The 22,047-nt window shown below is 70.5% G+C and carries 20 protein-coding genes, 2 tRNA genes and 1 pseudogene; 14 read left to right on the forward strand and 9 right to left on the reverse strand.

Annotation, left to right across the window (positions count from 1 at the left end; genetic code table 11):
- Together ABD207_RS30395 and ABD207_RS30400 are read right to left on the reverse strand one after the other, a co-directional pair.
- On the reverse strand, window positions 1-1,799 hold a 1,799-nt coding region (locus ABD207_RS30395), incomplete at its 3' end, for a PAS domain-containing protein (RefSeq protein WP_344016496.1).
- A 272-nt stretch (window positions 1,800-2,071) separates the two neighbouring features.
- Window positions 2,072-2,524 carry an SSI family serine proteinase inhibitor gene (locus ABD207_RS30400; protein WP_425580876.1) on the reverse strand — a complete coding sequence of 151 codons (453 nt, stop codon included), beginning with the start codon at window positions 2,522-2,524 and terminating at the stop codon, window positions 2,072-2,074.
- A gap of 436 nt (window positions 2,525-2,960) precedes the next feature.
- On the opposite strand from ABD207_RS30400, the gene ABD207_RS30405 reads away from it, so the two are divergent.
- From ABD207_RS30405 to ABD207_RS30415, 4 genes are all read left to right on the forward strand, one after another.
- A tRNA-Ser gene (locus tag ABD207_RS30405) sits at window positions 2,961-3,051 on the forward strand.
- Window positions 3,052-3,267: 216 nt separating this feature from the next.
- Window positions 3,268-3,340: transfer RNA gene (locus tag ABD207_RS30410), tRNA-Arg, on the forward strand.
- Between the two features lie 524 nt (window positions 3,341-3,864).
- Window positions 3,865-4,104: a DUF2188 domain-containing protein gene (locus tag ABD207_RS32255; protein ID WP_425580584.1), complete on the forward strand. Its 240-nt coding sequence runs from the start codon at window positions 3,865-3,867 to the stop codon at window positions 4,102-4,104.
- Window positions 4,105-4,112: 8 nt separating this feature from the next.
- Entirely contained in the window at window positions 4,113-4,289 is a 177-nt protein-coding gene (locus ABD207_RS30415; protein WP_344016498.1) for a hypothetical protein, read from the forward strand.
- Between the two features lie 393 nt (window positions 4,290-4,682).
- On the opposite strand, the gene ABD207_RS30420 is transcribed toward ABD207_RS30415, so the two are convergent.
- The 3 genes from ABD207_RS30420 to ABD207_RS30430 all read right to left on the reverse strand — a co-directional run bounded on the left by ABD207_RS30420 (window position 4,683) and on the right by ABD207_RS30430 (window position 6,515).
- Window positions 4,683-5,519, reverse strand: a complete 837-nt coding sequence (locus ABD207_RS30420; protein ID WP_344016499.1) for a protein kinase domain-containing protein — start codon at window positions 5,517-5,519, stop codon at window positions 4,683-4,685.
- 70 nt (window positions 5,520-5,589) lie between these two features.
- Window positions 5,590-6,033: a glycine-rich domain-containing protein gene (locus ABD207_RS30425; protein ID WP_344007443.1), complete on the reverse strand. Its 444-nt coding sequence runs from the start codon at window positions 6,031-6,033 to the stop codon at window positions 5,590-5,592.
- Between the two features lie 251 nt (window positions 6,034-6,284).
- Entirely contained in the window at window positions 6,285-6,515 is a 231-nt protein-coding gene (locus ABD207_RS30430) for a hypothetical protein (RefSeq protein ID WP_344016500.1), read from the reverse strand.
- A 125-nt stretch (window positions 6,516-6,640) separates the two neighbouring features.
- Between ABD207_RS30430 and ABD207_RS30435 the strand changes: the two genes are divergently transcribed.
- A complete protein-coding gene (locus tag ABD207_RS30435; RefSeq protein ID WP_344016501.1) occupies window positions 6,641-7,981 on the forward strand; it encodes a helix-turn-helix domain-containing protein in 1,341 nt (446 codons plus the stop codon).
- On the opposite strand, the gene ABD207_RS30440 is transcribed toward ABD207_RS30435, so the two are convergent.
- Complete coding sequence (locus ABD207_RS30440; protein ID WP_344016502.1) at window positions 7,959-8,492, reverse strand: NUDIX hydrolase; 534 nt, start codon at window positions 8,490-8,492, stop codon at window positions 7,959-7,961. The genes ABD207_RS30435 and ABD207_RS30440 overlap by 23 nt on opposite strands.
- A gap of 215 nt (window positions 8,493-8,707) precedes the next feature.
- Here ABD207_RS30440 and ABD207_RS30445 point away from each other — a divergent pair, with 215 nt between their 5' ends.
- Both ABD207_RS30445 and ABD207_RS30450 read left to right on the forward strand, forming a co-directional pair.
- Window positions 8,708-9,652, forward strand: coding sequence for a restriction endonuclease (locus ABD207_RS30445; RefSeq protein WP_344005479.1), 945 nt, complete (start codon window positions 8,708-8,710; stop codon window positions 9,650-9,652).
- 596 nt (window positions 9,653-10,248) lie between these two features.
- Window positions 10,249-10,644 carry a hypothetical protein gene (locus ABD207_RS30450; RefSeq protein ID WP_344016503.1) on the forward strand — a complete coding sequence of 132 codons (396 nt, stop codon included), beginning with the start codon at window positions 10,249-10,251 and terminating at the stop codon, window positions 10,642-10,644.
- 26 nt (window positions 10,645-10,670) lie between these two features.
- Here ABD207_RS30450 and ABD207_RS30455 read toward each other — a convergent pair whose 3' ends face one another.
- The 3 genes from ABD207_RS30455 to ABD207_RS30465 all read right to left on the reverse strand — a co-directional run bounded on the left by ABD207_RS30455 (window position 10,671) and on the right by ABD207_RS30465 (window position 12,272).
- Window positions 10,671-11,108: a VOC family protein gene (locus ABD207_RS30455; RefSeq protein ID WP_344016504.1), complete on the reverse strand. Its 438-nt coding sequence runs from the start codon at window positions 11,106-11,108 to the stop codon at window positions 10,671-10,673.
- A 98-nt stretch (window positions 11,109-11,206) separates the two neighbouring features.
- Complete coding sequence (locus ABD207_RS30460; RefSeq protein WP_425580874.1) at window positions 11,207-11,806, reverse strand: potassium channel family protein; 600 nt, start codon at window positions 11,804-11,806, stop codon at window positions 11,207-11,209.
- Between the two features lie 31 nt (window positions 11,807-11,837).
- A complete protein-coding gene (locus ABD207_RS30465; protein ID WP_344016505.1) occupies window positions 11,838-12,272 on the reverse strand; it encodes a DUF7144 family membrane protein in 435 nt (144 codons plus the stop codon).
- Window positions 12,273-12,424: 152 nt separating this feature from the next.
- Here ABD207_RS30465 and ABD207_RS30470 point away from each other — a divergent pair, with 152 nt between their 5' ends.
- The 7 genes and pseudogenes from ABD207_RS30470 to ABD207_RS30500 all read left to right on the forward strand — a co-directional run bounded on the left by ABD207_RS30470 (window position 12,425) and on the right by ABD207_RS30500 (window position 22,012).
- The gene (locus ABD207_RS30470; RefSeq protein WP_344016506.1) at window positions 12,425-13,315 is read left to right on the forward strand and encodes a DUF2797 domain-containing protein; all 891 of its coding nucleotides are present in this window, start codon (window positions 12,425-12,427) and stop codon (window positions 13,313-13,315) included.
- 50 nt (window positions 13,316-13,365) lie between these two features.
- Complete coding sequence (locus tag ABD207_RS30475; protein WP_344016507.1) at window positions 13,366-14,328, forward strand: amidohydrolase family protein; 963 nt, start codon at window positions 13,366-13,368, stop codon at window positions 14,326-14,328.
- Between the two features lie 273 nt (window positions 14,329-14,601).
- Complete coding sequence (locus ABD207_RS30480) at window positions 14,602-15,339, forward strand: response regulator transcription factor (RefSeq protein ID WP_344016509.1); 738 nt, start codon at window positions 14,602-14,604, stop codon at window positions 15,337-15,339.
- Window positions 15,340-15,341: 2 nt separating this feature from the next.
- Window positions 15,342-16,952 (forward strand): ATP-binding protein, encoded by a 1,611-nt coding sequence (locus ABD207_RS30485; protein ID WP_344016510.1) that lies wholly within the window; start codon window positions 15,342-15,344, stop codon window positions 16,950-16,952.
- Window positions 16,953-16,967: 15 nt separating this feature from the next.
- A pseudogene (locus tag ABD207_RS30490) lies at window positions 16,968-18,203 on the forward strand (bifunctional glycosyltransferase family 2/GtrA family protein); the annotation flags it as partial.
- A gap of 38 nt (window positions 18,204-18,241) precedes the next feature.
- The gene (locus ABD207_RS30495; protein WP_344016513.1) at window positions 18,242-20,440 is read left to right on the forward strand and encodes an ArnT family glycosyltransferase; all 2,199 of its coding nucleotides are present in this window, start codon (window positions 18,242-18,244) and stop codon (window positions 20,438-20,440) included.
- A 66-nt stretch (window positions 20,441-20,506) separates the two neighbouring features.
- Window positions 20,507-22,012 carry an MFS transporter gene (locus tag ABD207_RS30500; RefSeq protein ID WP_344016514.1) on the forward strand — a complete coding sequence of 502 codons (1,506 nt, stop codon included), beginning with the start codon at window positions 20,507-20,509 and terminating at the stop codon, window positions 22,010-22,012.
- Window positions 22,013-22,047: the final 35 nt, after the last annotated feature.

The following is a 22,047-nucleotide window of genomic DNA, read 5'->3' on the forward strand; positions in this document are numbered from 1 at the left end:
TCCAGGAAGGCGTCCACGGACGCCCGCCGGGCCCGGCGGCGTCCGCGGCCACCGGAGCCCTTGGTCTCCGCCGTGCCGTCGGAGGCCGCCTGGGCGTCCTGCGCCTCGGCCGGTGCCTGCCCGGCCTGGACGACCCCGGCCCCGCCGCCGATCGGCACCTCCAGCACGAAGGCGCTGCCGCTCATGCCCGGCACCTCGTGCGTCTGCAGCACACCGCCGTGCGCCCGCACGATGCCCCGCACGATCGGCTCGTGCACCGGGTCGCCGCCGCTGTAGGGGCCGCGCACCTCGATGCGCACGACCTCGCCGCGCTGGGCCGCCGCGACCACGACCGTGTTGTCCAGGTAACCGCCCGTCGACACCGGGCTGTTGCCGGTGGCGTCCACCCCGGCCACGTCGGCGACGAGATGCGCGAGGGCGGTGGCCAGCAGCCGCGGGTCCACCTCGGCCTCGATCGGCGGCGCGTGCACCGCGAACTGCACCCGCCCCGGCCCGATCAGCTCCACGGCTCCCTCGACACCGGAGGCGACGACCGCGTCGAGCATCACTTTGGTCCGGCTGATCGCCTCCGCGCCGGAGTCCAGCCGCTGGTAGCCGAGGACGTTGTCGATCAGGGTGGTGATGCGGGAGTAGCCGGCCGACAGATGGTGCAGCACCTGGTTCGCCTCGGGCCACAGCTGGCCGGCGTCGTCGGCGGCGAGGGTGGCCAGTTCGCGGCGGAGTTCCTCCAGCGGGCCGCGCAGCGACTGGCCGAGCAGGGTGAGCAGCTGTTCGTGCCGGGCGGCGAGCGCCTCGTAGCGGTCCTTCTCGCGCTCGCCGAGGGCGGCGTAGCGCTCCTCGTTGGCGGCGAGTTCCTCGGCGTGCTTCTCGCGCAGTTCCTCGATCTCGGTGACGTGGCTCTGGCGCAGGGCGGTGAGCTCGGAGGCGTGCTCCTCGGCGATCCGCTCCAGTTCCTCGGCGTGCGCCTTCTCCGCCGCCTCCTTCTCCTTGACGAGGGCGTCGTAGGGCCGCCGGTCGGTGAAGGTCATCACGGCGCCCACCAGCTGGTCGCCGTCGCGCACCGGCGCGGTCGTCAGGTCGACCGGCACCTTGTCGCCGCTCTTGGCGTACAGCACCTGGCCGCGCACCCGGTGCTTGCGTCCGGAGCGCAGGGTGTCGGCGAGCGGGGACTCGTCGTAGGGGAAGGGGGAGCCGTCGGCCCGGGAGTGCAGGACCAGGGTGTGCAGTTCGCGTCCGCCCAGCTCGCCGGCGCGGTAGCCCAGTATCTGTGCGGCGGCCGGGTTGACCAGCACGATCCGCCCGTCGGTGTCGGTGCCCACGACACCCTCGGCGGCGGCCCGCAGGATCATCTCGGTCTGCCGCTGGGAGCGGGCCAGTTCGGCCTCGGTGTCGACGGTGCCGGACAGGTCCCGCACCACCAGCATCAGCAGCTCGTCGCCGGTGTAGCCGTAGTTGTCGTAGGCCTGCTGGCCGTTCTCCAGATTCGCACTGGTGACCTCGACGGGGAACTCGCTCCCGTCGGTGCGCCGGGCGATCATCCGGGTGGGCTTGGTGCGGGCCCGGGGGTCGATGTGGTCGGGCCGCCGCATGGAGCCGGGGATGAGCTTGGAGTCGAACTCCGGCAGCAGGTCCAGCAGCCCGCGCCCCACCAGGGCGGTGCCCGGGGTCTCGAAGGCCTCCAGGGCGATGGTGTTGGCGTTGACGACGGTTCCGTTGGCGTTGACCAGCACCAGGGCGTCGGGAAGCGCGTCCAGTATGGCTGCGAGGCGAGCAGCGCCTCGGGATGGCCTGCTGCTCACGAGACGCTTCCTCCCTGTTACCGCGACGTGCCGACCGCTCGGGCCATCTTGCCAACCGTCCCGCAGCGTGTCACGCGAGGGAGTCTACGGGCTGAGGTTGCGCTCGCGACGGCGGATGAGAAGGAGGTACCACGAGGAAGTGACGGCGGTGTGCTGCCCCTGTGACGCCCCAAACGTCCGGAACGCGCGGCGGCCTGCGGCGACGCCGCCGCAGGCCGCGCGGGACCTTTACGTCTCCTGTACGTCCCCGGCGCACCGCCTCCCGAAGGCGCTCACGACACCTGCGCCCGGGCGGACCCCACCGCGGGCAGCAGCGGGACGAACCGGTCCCAGCGTGCGATCGCACATCCGTCGCGGCGGTCGAACGTCGCGTCGACCGGGCGGCCGGCCCAGGTGCCGGTGACCCGGGCGGTGGCGGGGCCTCCGTACTGCATGGTGCAGACGGTGTCCCGCGGCACCGGGGCGAAGGCGTCCTGGCCCCACCGGGTGTTCCGCTCCACGGCGGCGCACGCCCCGGACGGGTCCGGGTGGCTGCCGCCGCTGGGCCGGCAGCGCACCTCGTACCTGCCGTCCGCCCCGCTGCCCGCATCGCGCACGGTGACGACGAGGCGGTCGCCCTCGCGGGGCCGCGCCTCAGGGGCGTCGGCGGCGGCGGGCAGCGAGGTGAGGAGGGCGGCGGAGGTGGCGGCACCCGCGACGAGCAGCCGCCGGGCGGCCCGGGGCATCCCCTGCATGCGATACGACATGCCCTGCCCAACGCATCACGGCCGCGGACGTTGCGCAGTAGTTGCGCGGGAGGCGGCCGTGACATCGGGGTGGCCGGGACCTCGTGGCCCGCGCCGTCACGTGGCCGGCACATCGCAGGGGGGCGTCTGCCACCGGTGCGCTCCGGCGTGCCCCGGCGTGCCTCGGCGTGCTCCTGCGGTGGGGCGAGCACCACGTGTCCGCCGAGGCGGCCCGGCGCGGCCGTCAAGGCGGAGGACGCACCAGACGCACCGCACGGGGTCGCACCGGGGCGCACCCCGCGACGTGCCGCCGGAAGGGCTTTGCCCTGCGGCCTCTCCGCCTAGTACCGTGGGGGGCGATTGGTGACACCCCACGCGGCTGTGTCATCATCGGCACGCACTACCCCATCACGCTCGCGCGCTGGGCACGTGCGCTGGAGGCGTCGCCTAGTCCGGTCTATGGCGCCGCACTGCTAATGCGGTTTGGGCCTTAAAGCCCATCGAGGGTTCAAATCCCTCCGCCTCCGCACCGATCACGTTGCCCCGGTCACATCCGACCGGGGCTTCGTCGTGCACGGGGGTTCCGCGGCGGCCTCGAGCCCGGTCCGGATATCCGCGTTTCCGCAGGTCACAAGGGGTAGACCAATCGGATTTCACATGACGGCGGCAGTCATGTAATGTTCTTCCTGTCGCCGCGAGCGGGCCGGAAGGCCTCGGGAGCGGCGAGAAAACTGAAGAACCAAGCACTCGTAGCTTAACGGATAGAGCATCTGACTACGGATCAGAAGGTTGCAGGTTCGAATCCTGCCGAGTGCGCAGCAGCTCAGAGGCCCTGTGGAGTGATCCACAGGGCCTCCGGCTTTTGCCTTGACGGCAGTGTTTGACGGCAACCGCACCCTGATCGCGTAAGTCCTCTTGTTGAGGTGGGACGCTGGCCGTGGAGCCGGCCCCGAGCGGCCGGTAGGTGCTCGCCTCGCTCGTGCGGGGACGGTCGGCAGGCGAAGACGCTGACGCTGTCGACCCCGGCATTACCCCGTTGAGCCAGCCAGATTGTCAGTGGGCGCCGGTACCCTTGTGTTGAGCTCTGCCGCATCCACAAGATGTTGTGGTGTGATGGTTCGCTCTGTGGCACATGTTGGGGTTCCTTGCTTGCTGGCGGGTCGTCTGTGGTGCTTCACTTGATCCGCCAAACCAAAGCAGGCCCCGGCCGGGGCCCAACTTGAAGTTGGGCGCACGGCAATGGGGCCTGATGCGTTGGTCGCGCCTTGGGACCCTATCGCCCTCTCCTGGTTCCTCCAAGATGGCTGTCCGGCGCGTTTGACCTCAGAAACGGATGTGCCATGACAGACCGGCCTAACACCCGGGATGTGTCCCCGCGCGAGGATGGCTGGGCAGTGACGAGGCCCGGCGCCGATCGAGCCAGTGCCGTCCTGCCGACTCAGGCAGAGGCGGTCGCTCGCGCCAAAGAGATCCTGGCCAACGACGGCGGCGGAGAGCTCCGCGTCCGTGGCAGGAACGGCCAGGTACGGGAACAGAACACTGTCCCTCCGGGGCGCGACCCGAGGCGGTCGAAGGGATGAGGACCCCGGTGTACAAGTACGTGATCAACAAAGACCTCAGTAGCCAGCGCGAGGTCGAGGCGACAGGGTTCGCCACTGTCGGGGACTACATCGACTTCTACGACATCGGAGATGGCGGTGACAATATCGTGACGCTTCGGATCCGGGCCGCGCGAGTCGACACCGTTGAGCGGATCACCAGCTGATCCCACCGATGTACCAAGAGAGCGGGCCCTCGCTACCTCCGCGGGGCCCGTTCTTCTTCTTATCTGGGAAGGCTTCGGCTGCCAGTCAGCGTCTACCTGTCACGAGCTTTCGTCGTCTGTGTGAGTGCGGTCGTCTCTCAGTGCGTCGGCGACGCGGAGGAAGGCGGAGCGCTGGGAGTCAAGGCGGCCGGCCTGCGGCGGGCCGCGCGCGCTGGCGGCCACGGGCCGTCGCCGCTCCCTGTCTCCGCCACCGCTCCGGCGGCCCCTGGCCACTCAGCGCGCAACACCGCCAAGACGGACAGCCAGAGCAGGAAGCAACCCGACCAGCCCGAGCACCAGGACCAGGTCGAGACGCGTTGAGAGCGACCGCACCGTCCCACCGGCCGCCCGGGATCAGCTCAGGGCTTTGCCCACCTCGTGGATCGTCGGTCGATCCTCCGGGGCGTGGCTGAGCATCGCGTCGATCAGCTCGCCCAGCTCACCGGGCACCCTCACGGGCCGCCGCCGACCGTTCGCCACCGCCTCTCTCTGCACACGGCGCGGAGCGTCGTCGGGGTACTCGACCGCCCGCCAACCTGTGGCGGAGATGAGCAGGGAGGCGCCGAGTGCGTAGATGTCGGCTGCCTGCGTCGGCTCGGCTTCTCCGGTTGCCAGCACGCTACGAGCGATCTCCGGTGCCTCGTAGTGGACGAGGCAGCCGCGGAACGGGAAGTCGTACCACTCGGGTACGTGCCCACCTCGTGCAAGGGCGAGGTCGATGAGATGGGTTCGCTCCGGCCCGATGATGAAGTGGGCGGGTTGCACATCCCCGTGCGCCCAGCCCTTGGCATGGAGTTCTGCCAGCGCTTCGACGCATCCCAGCGCCACGCTGGTGTGCGGCTTGATGGACGAGTCTCGCTTACGGCAGGGTGCCCAGAGCCTGTACAAGTCCGGCCCCTCGTACCACGGCTGGAAATTCCAGGTTCCGCGCTCCCACTCGCCGTAGGCGATGCCGTCGAGGCCGAGGCGATAGAGAACGGCACCCTCGCGTGCGGGGGCGAGCGCAGTCCAGGGCTGCGCAGGCCAATCGGCCGTGGCTTCGATCGGGTGACCGAGCTTCACGGCGTATCGGCCCCGGTGGCTCTCCACTTCCCAGACCGTGGAGCCCCGGCGGTTGATGACCAGGTGCTGCGCCGTGGGCATGAGCGCGTCGACCACCACGATCGGCAGTTCAGGGGTTGGGCCGGACAAGGTCGCTTCTCCCTCCTGGCGAACGCGGCCGACCATGAGCAGAGGCCGGCCGCGTCGCTGTTGTCGTGTGCTACGCCTGGCCGTACGGCCGACCGCAGTCCGAGTCGCACTGCGCGAGGTTCTCCCCGTTCACGGTCCAGAGATCGTCGAAGACCATGAACCCGGCGGCCTTCATGGCGCGAGCCGAAGCAGCGACCTTCTCCGGGTCGCGGCCACCGCCACCCGGCTTCGGGTTGTGGTGCAGGAAGCGGCCCGCGTACTGCTCGCAGAGTTCGGCGTACTCCTTCGTGTGCAGGATGAGCGCGTGCAGGCCGAGGTCCACGTCGTCCGAAGGGACCATGGGAACGGTGGCGGTGGCCGCGGTCACCAGGAAGGCGACCGCCTGGTCCGCGATCCGCTCGGCGCGCTCGGGCGACTGTCCGTTGTGGACGATCACGAAGTGGGCGAGGCTCTCGAACAGCTCCTCACCAGCCACCGCGCGACCGGTCCTCTGATCGTTCGCTGTTGCCGTCATGCGAGTACTCCTCGTGTGTGGCGGTGCGTGGCACTTACCGCCCGCATTGGTCGTCGAGCCTGGTTCATGGACGACGAGGACGCGGGCTCGGATGGCCGGCCCCGAACGGGGACGGGGGAGCCGGGGAACTGGCACCCGTTCGGGGCGGCCGGTCTACTGGCTGATGGCGAGAGCCATGCCGATCACCAGGCCGCTCGACCCGCTGATCATGATGATGAACAGGACTCCCGCGTACCGGCCGATGGCGCGCATCACAGCCCATCCCGACTGTTGCCGTTCTTGATGGCCAGGCGTGCGCTCAGTTCCTCCCGCGCACTCAGCGCCACCACGTTGTCCGGCATGGCATCCCACTCCGTGCCGCCGCCGACCGGCCTTATCTGCACACGGCCGCCGACCTCACCCATGACGACGCCGATACGTCCCCTGGCGCTGTCCTTCGCCAGTTCACCGATGCCTGGTCTGGTCTGCTGTTTGCTCGCCATGCAAGGAGCATCGCGATCCGGAGACCGCCATCGAAAGGTCAGGCTGATTACCCAACTTGGGTAACATCGCGGCAAGTAGAGAACCAGCAACGTTGCGTAGCCCTCGCAGTGTGGGAGCTTGCCCAATGCCCGACGCCGACCGGCCGCAGGAACTGCCTGCCAGGTTGCTCACGGATCCCGAGATGATCAACGCGTGCCGGGCACGGGACTTCGCCCGAGTCTTCCGGCTGGTGAAGACCAGGGCGGGCATCTACCCGTCGATGATCGCCAGGCGGTGCGAGTTGACGCCCAGCCGAGTTGGTGAAGTCATGGCAGGCCGACGCCAGTTACTCCACATGGACGTCATTGAGCGCATCGCGGACGGCTTGCGCATCCCAGGGGACATGCTTGGGCTTGCCCGGCGGCCTTGGGAAACTCCCCAGGCTCTCGTCGTCACCGAGCGAGAGACGCCTCAGCAGCCGGAGCCGGAGAAACAGACCCCCGACTCCTTGCCGGGTCCCGACGTGGACAGCATCCTGACGCTGGCCACCCGAACGAGCCTGAGCGCAGCAACACTCGAAGCCTTCCGGTCGTCTATCGAAGATTACTGGCGACGCGACGACCAGCACGGCGGCGAGGCTCTGAGGCCAGCCATCGTCGGCCAGCTGCGATATGTGGTCGGACTCTTGAAGGAGAGCCGACCGCCGTCCATCCAGAATGGCCTGTACGGAATCGCGGCCGAGCTGGCGCGCCTCACCGGCTGGACCTACTTCGACGCCCGCCAGTACAACCAGGCCCGCTCGTACTTCACTGAGGCCCTGCAACTGGCCAAGGAAATCGACGACCGCCAGTTCATGGCCAACGTCCTTGCCTGCATGAGCTTGCAGGCCACCTACCAGGACAAGCCCGCGGACTCCCTTGCCCTCGTGACCGCCGCCCAGGACCAAGCCCGCTCAGCCCTCGGCACCACCCCACGCGTCCCATCGATGCTGTCCATGCGCGAAGCCTTCGCCCATGCCACGCTCGGCAACCAGACGTCAACTCACCGGGCGATCCCCGAAGCCCACCGCCAGTTCGAGCAGATCCAGGCCACCGACCCGGACCCGGCATGGGTGACCTACTTCGATGAGCCGAAGCTGATCGTGGATACGGGCATCGCTCACGGCCGACTGGGCGAGGCAGCGACGGCCGAGCCCTTGATCGCGGATGCGCTGCGTCGGGAAGACCGCACCAATCAGCGTGGCCGGGCCTTTCACGCGTTCTGGTTGGCTCGCACTCAACTGGACCAAGGGAAGCTCGACCAGGCGTGCAGCACGGCCACGCAGGCTCTGGAGTCCGCTTCGGCAGTGGCCTCCGAGCGAGTGTCAGGCCACCTCAGGGAGTTCTACGACCAGTTGGCCCCATACAGGCAAGAGCCCGTAGCCCTGGCCTTCGAGGCACGGCTACGGGCGGTCCTCCCACCGGTCAGCGGATCGCTTCATCCATGAGCAGGTAGAGGAGGCCGACGAGGGATCCGCTGCTGACAATCTCCCGACGGTCGATCATGCCCCGCACCTCACTGAGGGGTATCCACTCGATGCGGTCAGACTCGTTCTTCTCCGTGGGCGGCCCGACGTAGGTCGCGCCGTTCGCGCGGAAGACATGGTGCTGCGAGTCGGTGATCCCGTTGGCCGGCTCGGCGTAAATCAGGGGCTTGACGGGGCCAGGACGCCAGCCCGTCTCTTCCAGGACTTCGCGAGCCGCTGCCTCTTCCGGGGACTCGCCCTCCTCGACCAGGCCCATGGGCAACTCCCAGGCCCAGGAGTCCGTGATGAAGCGGTGCCGCCACATCATCAGCACCTCTTGGCGATCGTTGACCACGGCGGCCACGGCCAGGTGCCGCAGGCGAACGACGTGGTACTCCCACCTGCGCCCGTCAGGCTGCTGGACGTCGACCAGACACAGATTCACCCACTTGTTGGTGTAGACCTGTCGCTCACCGTGGGTCTTCCACTCCATACCTGCGGCCCCTCTCGATCGGTCTCCAGGATTTCAGACCAACAAGGCATGAGGGAGAGGCTTGAGCAACATTCACGTCAGATTGACGAAAATCCCAGTGGTGAGGCCGGTACTGCTGACTCCGTCCCGCATCAACCTTTGCCGTATGGGCTGATCAACGACTGTTTGCGCGGTACCGTGATGGGTCGGTAACGGTGCGTGTGGAGGAGGGGGCGGTGTCACAGTTCAGTGCCCGCAGTAAGGCCATCAACCCGAGCGCGTACAACGCACTGGCCGATGCGCTCTGGCTGATTTACTGGAACAAGGACCCTTTTGAGCTGTACGTCCGGGGCATGCTGCAGGAGCACAGTGAGCTGCTGGCGCAGCTGAACTTCCAGGCCACCAAGCGGGAAGTGTCAGGCCACCTAGTTAAGTTGCTGCGAGCCAATGAGGCCCGGTACCTGGACGTGACGGTTGCCCTAATGCTCGACATCGCCGCCATGGATCGGTTTCCGAACCTCGAACGACAGGTTGATGGTGCCGACAAGGTGGCTAGCGCGAAGGCTGCCGTAGCCGAATTGAAGCGATGGACAGCCAAGCAGCGTGAGGTCATCGAGGAGCACGAGGCGCACGCAGCCACCATCGCGGAGAGCGCCAAGCAGGCCCAGGACGGTCGGGCGTTCGCCCAGGCCCATGAGGAGCTGAGGCAACGGTTCATCGTCATGCACTCGGCCACCGACAAGCATCAGCGAGGCCGGGACTTCGAGGGCTTCATCAACGAGCTGTTCGGCCTGTACGACCTGGAGCCGCGGGCGTCATACAGCCTGGAGTACGAGCAGATCGATGGCGCGTTCTCCTTCGACACCGACCACTATGTGCTTGAGGCCAAGTGGTGGAAAGAGGCTATCGGTCGCCGCGAGCTGGATGTCTTCAAGTCCAACATCGAGCGCAAGGCCAAGAACACCCTCGGTCTCTACGTCAGCGTGAACGGCTTCACCTCCGATGCTTTGGCGGTCTACAGCTTCAGCACACCGTTCGTCACGATGGACGGGGGTGACTTCATGGCCGTGCTCGACCAGCGCATACGCCTGGATGAGCTGATGCGTCGTAAGAAGCGCCATGCCAGTGAGACTGGCCATTGCTTCCTCCCGGTCTCTGAAGTCTTCAAGGGGATCAACTGAGAACTCGGGGCGGTGGGTTCAGATCCCACCGCTTCCGTGTGATGGGCAGTTGGAGAGGCTCTTGACCAAGTCGGGGCGGAGGGCCCGGCGCGACGTGCGCGACGGCCGATCTCTTCGCGAACGTCTTGATCATCGCGCGCAGCAGATCGGGACTCGCCGCGGCGAGATTCTCCTCGGCGAGGGCGTGCAGGGGCAGACTGTCCGGTGCGGTCATCGTGCTGGTCTCCTTCGAAGACTTGGTCGTCTTGAGAGATCAGCCGGTGACCGTGCTCATATCCGGGCCCTCACCCCGACGCCGGACCAAACACCCGGATCAGGTGGGAACCCGTACACCACTTCCCAGGACGCAACCGCCGCCCCCGATCCTACGGATCAGAAGGTTGCAGGTTCGAATCCTGCCGAGTGCGCACAGATGAGAGGCTCCGGAGCGATCCGGGGCCTCTCGCGTTGTGCGGGGTGCGGGTGGCGGCGCCGGACGGCCGCCAAAGTTCCCTCCGGCCTCCCAGGCCCCCAAGCTCTGATCTTGCTCAAAGGGCTATTTGATCTTGGTGCGGAGATCGTAGGTTCGGGGCAGATCGGGGTGAAAGGGGGAAGCGATGACGATCGAGCAGATCGCGGTGGTCGCCCTGGCGATCGAGGTGGGGATCATGGTGCTGGCGCGGTTCGGCACCGAGCGGCGGCACTGGCAGCACCACAAGGGGCGGGGTCCCGCACCGGCCAAGAGGGACGACATCACTCTGGTGTCCGGGGTGCTGTACGCGCTGGCCGCCGCGGCGATGGTGGCCGGTGCGCCGACCGCGCGCGTCGAGTGGTCCCCGTCCGCGGTCGGCACGTTCGCCCTGTTCGGCATTCTGCTGCCCGCCTTCGCCGCCAACGCGCTCATGATCATGGCGACGCGCGGCCGCGTCGAGGAGGTCACCGCTTGGCAGCGCGGTGCCGCCCGGGCCGTCGCCGCCGGCGGTGGACTGGTGTCGGTGGGGCTCGTCGGCTGAACGCCGTCGCCGGAGCCGGAGGCGGCTCAGCGGAGCTGCTCGGCGAGGGCGACGATGATGCCGTCCGGGCCGCGGAGGTAGCAGAGCAGGTAGAGGTCCTCGTAGCGGGCGATCTCGCCGAGGAGCTCGGCGCCGTGCGGGCGCAGCCGGGCGACGGTGTCCTCGATGTCGTCGACGGCGAACATGATGCGGTGCGTGCCCAGCACGTTGTGCGGCTGGTCGCGCGGGCCGGTGATCAGCGCGGGGCTGCGGTACTTGGCCAGCTCGATGCGGCCGTGGCCGTCCGGTGTGCGGAGCATCGCGACATCGCAGTGGACGCCGTCGAGTCCGGTGCACTGGTCGGCGAAGGCGCCCTGGATCTCCGCCCTGCCCTCCAGCTCCATGCCGAGTTCCTCGAAGAACGCGATGGCGGCGTCCAGGTCCTCGACGACGATGCCGACGTTGTCCATCCGCTGGATCGCCATGCTGATCTCTCCCTCGCTCGTCCTGTGTGCGTCTCTCGGGCGGCCGGTCGCGCTCGGAATCTGCCCGGGAGTCTGCCCGGTGGGAGCCGCCGGGGCACTCAGGTGTCGCCGGGAGTGTCGCCGGGCCGGGGTGGCGGGGCGTGCCGGCGGGCGGTCTCGGACGGGTGGCGGGGGGTGTGGCGCCGCACGGCCTCGCTGAGATGGCGGGACAGGGCCGTCGCCGCCGCCGTGAGGAAGATGAACGTGTAGAGGATCTGCAGGATCGCGACCAGACGGGCGGACTGGCCGCGCGGGGTGATGTCGCCATAGCCGATGGTCGCGAGGGTGACCAGGGTGAAGTAGATGCCGTCCAGGCGGGTCGCGAGACCGCCCGCCATCTCACCGGGTTGCTCGGCCAGGCTCTGGTAGGTGGTCGCGAAGGTCAGCACGGACAGGCACATCAGCAGGGGGATGACCAGGCCCGGGCGGGCGTTCGGCCGGTGCAGCAGGACGTGGACGATCTGCCGCAGCAGCAACGCGGCCACCAGAGCCAGCGCGAGCCCGAAGAGGAGCCAGCTGAGGACCGGGCGACGGGGCCCCAGACGGTCCAGCGGAAGCAGGAAGTACGCGGTGACCATGGCCGTCATGCCCGCTGCCTCCAGCAGCCACGGCCACAGCGCACTCCACACCGTCGAAGGGGGTGGTCGTCTGCCTTCCATACGGGAGCAGAAGGGGAAGGCCGCGGGGACCCTAGGCGCGGGACTCGCGGCGTGGGGCGCAAAGGGCCCAGATGATGAATCCGTCGATGACGATGAGAACGATCGACCAGACCGGGGCGTGGGGCAGCCACAGGAAGTTGGCGATCATGCTCAGTCCGGCGAGTGCCACGCCCACGGCGCGGGCCCAGGCCGCCCCCTGGAACAGGGCCAGTCCGGCCAGGAACACGAGGGCTCCGAGGATCAGGTGGATCCAGCCCCAACCGGTCACGCTGAACTCGTAGGTCCAGTTCTGGGTGACGACGAAGACGTCGTCCTCGGCGATGGCGGCGATGCCCTGGAAGATCGCCATGATGCCGCCGAAGGTCATCAGGACGGCCGCGGCTCCGGTCCATCCCGTGGCCCAGGCGCTCTCCGCGGCGAAGCCGCCGCGACGATGTCCGGTACCGGTGACGTTGCTGCTGGCCATGTGCTCGCCCTCTCAGCTCTCCCCGAGTAATGGCGTTCTGATGACCAGACTTCCACTCCCGGCGGCACTCGGCATGTCGGCGACATGACGCCCGCGACGGGGTGTTTGCGGGCGCCGGAGGCTGTCGGTGGGGGCGCCTAGGCTCGTCGGTGATGGCACAGGCATGGCGTTGCTCGGGGCTCAGGTGGTCGGCGGACGGCGGTCCCGCGCTGGTGTGGGACGGCGGGCGGCGCAGTGCGCTGACCTGGGGGAAGCGGGTGGCCTTCGGGGTCGCTCCGGCCGCCGAGGGGGGTGTGCGCCGGTGCGCCGGGGCGCGGGGGCACGTCTGTCCGTCGGCGGCGGTGGTGCCGGGCCGCAGTACGGGGGCCCGGTGCGAGGAGTGCGCACGCCTGGACCGGGCGCACTCGGTGGCCGCCGACACGCTCGCCGGCGATCCCCGGCCGTACCGCGTCTATCTGGCGTGGTTCGGCCCCGGGATGACCAAGGCCGGGATCACGGCGGTGGAGCGCGGCCCGGCGCGGCTGCTGGAGCAGGGCGCCGTGTGCTTCAGCTGGCTGGGCACCGGACCGCTGATGGCGGCGCGGCGCACCGAGGAGCTGCTGCGGGCCGCGCTGGGAGTGCCGGACCGCATCCCCTACGTCCGCAAGCGCGCCGTACGGGCCCTGCTGCCGCGGGGCGAGGAGGAACGGGCGGCCGAACTGGCCCGGCTGCACGCACAGGCGGTCGCCCTGGACGGTTGGCCCGAGTCGCTGGAGCGCGAGCCGTTCCGGCCCGTCGACCACGTCCGCGTCTTCGGGCTCGGGAGCCTGCCGCCCGCCGTGGGGGAGGTGAGCGAGCTGGTCGCCGGGGGCGCGGTGAGCGGGGAGCTGGTGGCCGCCGCCGGGCCCGATCTTCACCTGGCGACCGCGGCGGGTGTCGTGGTGCTGGACACCCGGTTGCTGACCGGGTGGCCTCTGCTCCCGGTGCAGGGGCGGGAACTGTCGGTGCCGGTCAGGAAGTACGGGGCGGTCGAGGACGCGGTGGTGCAGGAGGGCCTGTTCTGACGGCGACAGGGTGTGGACGCGGGGCGGGCCCAGAGGTGATCGTGGGCGGCATGTGTGATCACCTCACGGCGGCGGCGACCGCGAGCGACGACCGAGCCGGAATCCACGGGCCGGGGCTGTCCGGCTCCGCCCGGGCGGAGGCCCATGATGTGCGGCGCTTCTGGGAAGGGCTGGGCCTGACCGGCCTGGTCGATGTGCACACGCACTTCATGCCGGAGCGGGTGCTGCACAAGGTGTGGGCCTACTTCGACGGTCTCGGCCCGCTGACCGGCGGCATCGAGTGGCCGATCGCCTACCGCGCCGAGGAGCGGGAACGGGCCGAGCTGCTCAGGGCCTTCGGCGTCCGGGCCTTCACCGCCATGCTCTACCCCCACAAGCCCGGGATGGCCCGCTGGCTCAACGACTGGGCGGCCGGCTTCGCCGCCCGCACGCCCGACTGCCTGCACACCGCCACCCTCTTCCCCGAGGACGGCGTGGAGGCGTATGTGCGGGAGGCCGTGGAGGCGGGGGCGCGGGTCTTCAAGGCGCATGTGCAGGTGGGCGCCTACGATCCGGCCGACCCGGCGCTGGACGGCGCCTGGGGTCTGCTCGCCGAGGCCGGCGTGCCCGTGGTGATCCACTGCGGTTCCGGTCCCGCGCCCGGCAAGCACACCGGTCCGGAGCCTGTCGCCCGCGTGCTGGCACGGCACCCCCGGCTGCGGCTGATCGTGGCGCACCTCGGCATGCCCGAGTACGAGGACTTCCTGGACCTCGCCGAGCGCTACGAGGAGGTGCGGCTGGACACCACCATGGCCTTCACCGACTTCACCGAGCGTCTGGCGCCGTTCCCCGGGCGGGCCCTGCCCCGGCTGGCCGGACTGCGCGAGAGGATCCTGCTCGGCTCCGACTTCCCCAACATCCCCTACCCCTACCTCCACCAGCTGCACGCCCTGGAGCGGCTGGGGCTGGGGGAGGCCTGGCTGCGGGCGGTGTGCCACGACAACGCCGCCCGGCTCTTCGGCATCGACGACTGAGGCCGGCCGAGCGGCCGGACGACTGCGGTCGGTCGAGCGGCCGGACGACTGCGGTCGGTCGAGCGGCCGGACGACTGGGGCCGGCCGCGGGGCCGGCCGACTGCGGCCGGACGACAGACCGAGGGGGGAACCGACCCGGAGGTCCGGATCGCGCATGTTTCACGTGAAACGTGCGGCACCCCGAGGGGCGCGGGCGCAGGGACCCGGCGTTTCTCAGCGAATTCACAGATTGCCGCAAGCGTCTTCTCAGAGCGCCTCGCCAGGGTGACCGTCATGACCACGCTTTCGCCCCAGGGGCGCACCGAACTGCTGAGGCCGGACGGGAGCCCCGTCCGGGTGCTGGTGGTGGACGACGAGCAGTCGATCACCGAGCTGCTGTCCATGGCCCTGCGCTACGAGGGCTGGCAGATCCGCAGCGCGGAGAACGGCCAGGACGCCGTACGGGCCGCACGCGAGTTCCGGCCCGATGCCGTCGTCCTGGACATGATGCTTCCGGACCTGGACGGCCTCGCCGTGCTCAGCCGGCTGCGCCGTGAGCTGCCGGATGTGCCCGTGCTGTTCCTGACCGCCAAGGACGCCGTCGAGGACCGTATCGCCGGACTCACCGCGGGCGGGGACGACTACGTCACCAAGCCGTTCAGCCTGGAGGAGGTCGTCGCGCGGGTGCGCGGGCTGATCCGGCGTTCCGGAGCGGCCGACCGGCGGCCGGAGTCCGTGCTGGTGGTCGGCGACCTCACCCTCGACGAGGACAGCCACGAGGTCACCCGGGGCGGGGACAGCATCCATCTGACCGCCACCGAGTTCGAGCTGCTGCGCTACCTGATGCGCAATCCGCGGCGCGTGCTCAGCAAGGCGCAGATCCTCGACCGGGTGTGGTCCTACGACTTCGGCGGCCAGGCCAACGTCGTCGAGCTGTACATCTCGTATCTGCGCCGGAAGATCGACGCCGGACGGGAGCCGATGATCCACACCCGGCGCGGCGCCGGTTACATGATCAAGCCCGCGGCCTGACGATGGGGAGACGGCGGCCGCGGACCCTGCGGACCCGGCTGGTCGTCGCGTCCCTGGTGCTGATCGCGGTGGTGTGCGCGGTGATCGGCACCGTGACGACCCTGGCCCTGCGCTCCCATCTCTACGAGCAGCTCGACGGCCGGCTGCGGGACGTGGCGCTCCGGGCGGCCGGACCCAGGGGTGCCGTGCCGGGGCCGGGGCCCCTGCGGGACGAGGACCCGCTCGGCTTCATCACCAAGGGCCCCCAGGCGATCGGCACCGTCGGCGTCACCGTCGAGGACGGGCGGGCGACCGCGGGAGTGGTCAGCGAGGAGAGCGGCGACGGGCACCGGATGTCCGAGGCCGTCCCGCTCACCGGTGCCCAGCTCGCGGCCGTCGCCGCCGTCCCCCGCGACCGCCGCGCCCACACCGTGGACCTTCCGGGGCTGGGCGAGTACCGGGTGATGTACGACAACGGCGCGAACGGCGCGTACTACGTGGCCCTGCCCACCGCCGAGACCACCGAGACCCTCAACACGCTCCTCCTCGTCGAGGTCAGCGTCACCGGCGCCGGCCTGGTCGCGGCGGGCCTCGCCGGATATGCGTTGGTCGGTGTCGCCACCCGGCCCCTGCGCAGGGTCGCCGCCACCGCCACCCGGGTGTCCGAACTGCCGCTGCACAGCGGCGAGGTGAACCTCGACGAGCGCGTCCCGGAGTCCGAGTGCGACCCGCACACCGAGGTCGGCCGGGTCGGCGCCGCCCTCAACCGCATGCTCGACCACATCCACGGCGCCCTGCACGCCCGTCAGCTGAGCGAGATGCGGGTCCGGCAGTTCGTCGCGGACGCCGGCCATGAGCTGCGCACGCCGCTCGCCTCCATCCGCGGCTACGCCGAACTCACCCGCAGGGGCCATGAGAACCCGGGCCCCGACACCCGGCACGCGCTGCGGCGGATCGAGTCCGAGGCGGACCGGATGACACTGCTCGTCGAGGACCTGCTGCTGCTCGCCCGCCTGGACGCCGGGCGGCCCCTGCAGTGCGCGCGGACCGATCTGGTCCCGCTGGTCGTGGACACCGTCAGCGATGCGCGGGCGGCCGGACCGGGCCACATCTGGCGGCTCGAACTCCCCGCGGAACCCGCCCTGGTGCACGCCGACGCCGCCAGGCTGCAGCAGGTGCTGGTCAATCTGCTCGGCAACGCCCGCAGCCACACCCCCGCCGGCACCACCGTCACCGCCCGGGTCCGGCGCAACGGCCCCTGGCTGTGCGTGGATGTGATCGACGACGGGCCCGGCATCCCGCCCGAGCTGCTGCCGCGGGTCTTCGAGCGGTTCGCGCGGGGTGACGCGGCCCGCACCCGGACCACCGGGTCCACCGGTCTCGGCCTGGCGATCGTGCGGGCCGTGGCGAGCGCGCACGGCGGCACCGTGACCGTGGAGAGCGCGCCCGGCCGGACCGTGTTCACCCTGCACCTGCCCGCGTCCGGGGCCGCGCCGCCACCATCGGGTCCCATTCCCCCGGACCTCGCGTCCGCGCAGGCACCTCCCGCGTCCGCCCCTGCGCCGCCGGCCTCCGCGCCGCCGGACTCACAGCCGCCGCACAGCCTCACCACACCCCTGCAACAGGGCAGTTGACGACCGTCGGGTGCCATGCACACCGATTCTTTCCCCGGCGCCCTGCCGGCCCGGCGGCATCTGCCGGCCGCGGGAGCGGGCACGCCCGTCCTGGACGTCGTGATACCGGTCCACAACGAGGAGAAGGACCTCCAGCCGTGCGTCCGCCGGCTGCACGAGCACCTTGCCCGCACCTTCCCCTACGCCTTCCGCATCACGATCGCGGACAACGCCTCCACCGACGCCACCCCGCGGCTGGCCACCCGACTCGCGGAGCGGCTCGACGAGGTCAGGTCCGTCCGGCTGGAGCAGAAGGGACGCGGCCGGGCCCTGCACACCGTCTGGTCGGCCTCCGACGCCCCCGTCCTCGCCTATATGGACGTGGACCTGTCCACCGACCTCAACGCTCTGCTGCCGCTGGTGGCCCCGCTGATCTCCGGCCACTCGGACCTCGCCATCGGCTCCCGGCTGAGCCGCGGTTCCCGGGTGGTGCGCGGAGCCAAGCGGGAGTTCCTCAGCCGCTCCTACAACCTGATCCTGCGCGGCTCGCTCCAGGCCCGCTTCTCCGACGCGCAGTGCGGGTTCAAGGCGATCCGCCGTGACGTGGCGCGGGTGCTGCTCCCGCTGGTGGAGGACACCGGCTGGTTCTTCGACACCGAACTGCTGGTGCTCGCCGAGCGAGCTGGGCTCCGCATCCACGAGGTGCCGGTCGACTGGGTGGACGACCCCGACTCCAGGGTCCACATCCTGCGCACGGCCGCCGAGGACCTCAAAGGCGTGTGGCGGGTGGGCCGGGCCCTGGCCACCGGCGCGCTCCCACTGGACCGGCTGGCCCGCCCCTTCGGCGACGATCCCCGCGACCGCACTCTCGAGGACGTACCGCGAGGACTGGCCCGGCAACTGGCCGGCTTCTGCACCGTCGGCGTCCTCTCCACCCTCTTCTACCTGCTGCTCTACACAACCTTCCGCTCCTTCACCGGTTCCCAGCCCGCCAACGCGCTCGCCCTGCTGGTCTCGGCCCTCGCCAACACCGCCGCCAACCGGCGCCTCACCTTCCGGGTGCGGGGGCGCCGCGGAGTGGTGCGCCACCAGGCCCAGGGACTTGTCGTCTTCGCCATCGGCCTCGTCCTGACCAGCGGCTCACTCGCCGCGCTGAACACGGCGACGCACGAGCCCGCGCACTCCACCGAACTGGCCGTCCTCGTCGTCGCCAATCTCGCGGCGACCATCCTCCGCTTCCTGCTCTTCCGCGCCTGGGTGTTCCCGGAACGGGACCACTTCGCCGCCGGCCACGACCCGAGGGACTCCCGATGACCGAGCAGCACCCCGAACGGCAGCCCCTCCTCCGCCGGTTGTGGCGCGGGCGGCCGCAGGACCCTCGCTGGGCGCGCCCGGCCCTCCTCGCCCTGCTGCTCACCACCGGCCTGCTGTATCTGCACAACCTCAGCGCCTCCGGCTACGCCAACTCCTTCTACTCGGCCGCCGTCCAGGCGGGCAGCCAGTCCTGGAAGGCGTTCTTCTTCGGCTCGCTGGACGCGGCGGGCGCCATCACGGTGGACAAGCCCCCGGCCGCCCTGTGGCCGATGGCGCTCTCCGTCCGGCTCTTCGGCCTGAACTCCTGGGCGATCCTCGTCCCCGAGGTGCTGATGGGCGTCGCCACCGTCGCCGTGGTCCACGCGGCCGTCCGCCGCCGCTTCGGCCGGGCGGCCGGTCTGCTCGCGGGCACCGTGCTGGCCCTCACACCGGTCGCGGCGCTGATGTTCCGCTTCAACAACCCGGACGCGCTGCTGGCGCTGCTGATGTCCCTCGCCTGTTACCTGGTGATCCGGGCCGTCGAGGACGGCCGCACGAAGTGGCTGGTGTGGGCCGGCGTCACGATCGGTTTCGCGTTCCTCACCAAGACCCTTCAGGCCTTCCTGATCCTCCCCGTGCTCGCCCTCGTGCACGGCGTCTGCGCCCCGGTCCGCCTGCGGAAACGGCTTGCTCAACTGGCGCTGGCGACGGCCGCGCTGGTGGTCTCCGGCGGCTGGTGGGTGGCGGTCGTCGAACTGTGGCCGGCCTCGTCCCGGCCGTACATCGGCGGCTCGCAGCACAACAGCTTCCTGGAGCTGACCCTCGGCTACAACGGCCTCGGCCGGCTCAACGGGGAGGAGACCGGCAGCGTCGGCGGGGGCGGCGCCGGTCCCGGCGGTGGCGGCGGCCGGTGGGGGGAGACCGGCTGGGACCGGATGTTCAACTTTCAGACCGGCGGCCAGATCTCCTGGCTGCTGCCCGCCGCGCTGATCCTGCTCGCCGCCGGGCTGATCCTCACCCGCAGGGCCGCACGCACCGACCCGGCTCGCGCCTCGTTCCTCGTCTGGGGCGGCTCGCTGCTGACGACCCTGGCCGTCTTCAGCTACATGGCGGGCATCTTCCACGAGTACTACACGGTGGCCCTCGCCCCGTACCTGGCCGCCGTCGCCGGACCGGGCGCGACCCTGCTCTGGGAGAAGCGGCGCTCCCTCTGGCCCTCGCTCACCCTTGCGGCCGCCGTCACGGCCACGGCCGCCTGGGGATACGTCCTGCTGAACCGCACGCCCGGCTACCAGCCCTGGCTGAAGTGGCTGGTGCTGGCCGGCGGGCTGCTCGCCGCCCTCGGCCTGACCTTCGCCGGCCGGGTCCGGCGGCCCGTGGCCCTCGCGGCGGCCGGCCTCGGCCTGGTGGCATCGCTGGCGGGCCCGACCGCGTACACGCTCAGCACGCTCCAGCAGGGCCACTCGGGTTCGATCGTCACGGCAGGCCCTGCGGGGTTCCGTACGGGCGGCGGCCCCGGCGGTGACGCGGGTCCCGGCGGTGGCGACCCGGACGGGCGCGGCTTCCCCGATGGCGCACAGAACCAGCAGGGTCAGCAGAGCCCGCAGGGCCAGATCCCGCCCGGCGGCTTTCCCGGCGGCGGCCCGACGGGCCGGAACGGCGGACCCCAGCAGAACGACGGCACCACGCCCCCCGGCGGCGGAATACCCAACGGCACCCCACCCGGCAACGGACCCGGAGGACCGAACGGAAGCTACGGACCCGGAGGACAGAGCGGAGGCACCGCACCCGGAGGACGGGGCGGAGGCACCGGACCCGGCGGCCGCGGCGCCATGGGCGGCCTCCTCGGCGGCACCGACGTCGGCTCCGAAGCCAGGAAATTGCTGGAAACCGATGCGGACGACTACACCTGGGCGGCGGCCGCCATCGGTGCCCAGAACGCCGCGAGCTACCAACTCGCCACCGGTGAGCCCGTGATGGCCGTGGGCGGCTTCAACGGCACCGACCCCTCCCCGGCCCTTGCCCAGTTCCAGCGGTACGTCGAGGACGGCAGGATCCACTACTTCATCGCCGGCGGGGCCATGGGCGGCGGCCGTGCCCTGGGCACCGAATCCTCCGCGTCGGCGCAGATCTCCGCCTGGGTGCAGCAGAACTTCGAGGAGGTGACGGCGGGCTCGGTCACCTTCTACGACCTCACCCGGAAGGCGGCCGACTGACCCGCCCCCGGCTACCGCGAACTAGTCAGCTGTACACCGTAAGGGATCTCTTATACGGTGTACAGCATGACGACGTCCCCCAACGAGCAGGCGGCCCCGCCCGAGGCGACCCCGAAGGCGCCGGGCGACTCGAAGCGCTGGCTGATTCTCGGAGTCATCTGTCTCGCGCAGCTCACCGTGCTGCTCGACAACACCGTCCTGAACGTGGCCATCCCCTCGCTCACCCGCGAGATGAACGCCGCCACCTCCGACATCCAGTGGATGATCAACGCCTACTCACTGGTGCAGTCGGGCCTGCTGCTCACCGCGGGCAGCGCCGCCGACCGCTACGGCCGCAAGAAGATGCTGATCGCCGGCCTGGTCCTGTTCGGCGCCGGCTCCCTGGTGGCCGGACTCGCCGATTCCTCCGCGCAGCTGATCGCGGCCCGGGCGGGCATGGGCGTCGGCGGCGCGCTGCTGCTGACCACCACCCTTGCCGTGGTGATGCAGATCTTCACGCCCGACGAGCAGCCCAGGGCCATCGGCATCTGGAGCGCGGTCAACGCACTCGGCTTCGCCACCGGCCCGCTGGTCGGCGGCTTCATGCTCAACCACTTCTGGTGGGGCGCGATCTTCCTGATCAACCTGCCGGTCGCGGCCCTGGGCCTGATCGCCGTCGTCGCGCTGGTGCCCGAGTCCAAGGCGCCCCGCGGCGACCGCCCCGACCTGCTGGGCGCGCTGCTGTCGACGATCGGCATGGCCGCCCTGGTCTACGCGATCATCTCCGGCCCCGAGCACGGCTGGACGTCGGCCCGCGTCCTGGGGACGACGGCCGTAGCGGTGGTGGTGCTCGGCGTCTTCGCGTACTGGGAGAGCCGCATCCCGTATCCGATGCTCGACCTGCACTTCTTCACCAACCGCCGGTTCACCGGTGCGGTCGCCGGCGCCGTGCTGATCACCTTCGGCATGGGCGGGGCGCTCTTCCTGCTCACCCAGCATCTGCAGTTCGTGCTGGGCTACGGGCCGCTGGAGGCGGGCCTGCGGACCGCGCCGCTGGCGCTGACCGTGGTGGCGCTCAACTTCTCCGGCCTGGCGGCGAAGGCGGCCGCACGGCTCGGGGCACCGCCGGCCATCGCGCTCGGCATGGCGGTGATGGCCGCGGGACTGGTGTCGATCGCCACGCTCACCGAGCACGGCTACGCCGGGACGCTGCTGGGCCTGGTGCTGATCGGGGCGGGCACCGCGGTCGGCACCCCGGTGATGGCGCACGCCATCATGAGCTCCATCCCGCCGGAGAAGGCCGGCGCCGGGGCCGGGATCAACGGCACCCTGGCGGAGTTCGGCAACGGCCTGGGCGTGGCCGTGCTGGGGGCGGTGCTCAACGCACGCTTCGCGGCCCTGATCCCGGTGGCGGCGAGCTCGCTGCCGGCGGCGCTGGCCGCCGCGGACTCGGCGCAGGAGCGGGCACGGGTGACCGAGGCGTTCGCCTCCGGACTGGAGAGCAGCCAGCTGGTGGGGGCGGCGGCCGTGCTGCTCGGCGGACTGCTCGCCGCGCTGTTGCTCAGGCGCGCGGAGCGGGGAGAACGTACCTGAGACGCCAAGCGGTCCCAGAGGTTCCGCTTACCGGA

Origin of the sequence: Streptomyces thermospinosisporus, assembly GCF_039526425.1 — a bacterium.
In the GTDB taxonomy this organism is placed as follows: Bacteria; Actinomycetota; Actinomycetes; order Streptomycetales; family Streptomycetaceae; genus Streptomyces; species Streptomyces thermocarboxydovorans.